At 47.6% G+C, this 368-nt stretch carries 2 rRNA genes; both read left to right on the forward strand.

What is annotated here, in order from left to right:
• A 23S ribosomal RNA gene (locus GTP77_RS29930) occupies window positions 1-115 on the forward strand; the annotation flags it as partial.
• A gap of 138 nt (window positions 116-253) precedes the next feature.
• Window positions 254-366, forward strand: a 5S ribosomal RNA gene (rrf, locus tag GTP77_RS29935).
• Window positions 367-368 lie beyond the last annotated feature (2 nt).

Genomic DNA, 368 nt, shown 5'->3' on the forward strand with positions numbered 1-368 from the left:
CGGAGCTTTAAGCTCCTTGAAGGGTCGTTCGAGACCAGGACGTTGATAGGCTGGGTGTGGAAGTGCAGTAATGCATTAAGCTAACCAGTACTAATTGCCCGTAAGGCTTGTCCCTATAACATTGATTGGTTATAGGCGAGAAGTGCGCATGTTGTGCGTATGTTGATACGCAATCGCTACATAATAAATCTGAATTCTTCCAAGTTTTAAAGCTGTTGCGGCGCCAAAGCGCTGCAAAGCTTACAAGTCAAAGCCTGATGACCATAGCAAATCGGTCCCACCCCTTCCCATCCCGAACAGGACCGTGAAACGATTTTGCGCCGATGATAGTGCTGCAACCAGTGTGAAAGTAGGTTATCGTCAGGCTA

The sequence above is a fragment of the Pseudoduganella aquatica genome (assembly GCF_009857595.1).
In the GTDB taxonomy this organism is placed as follows: domain Bacteria; phylum Pseudomonadota; class Gammaproteobacteria; order Burkholderiales; family Burkholderiaceae_D; genus Rugamonas; species Rugamonas aquatica_A.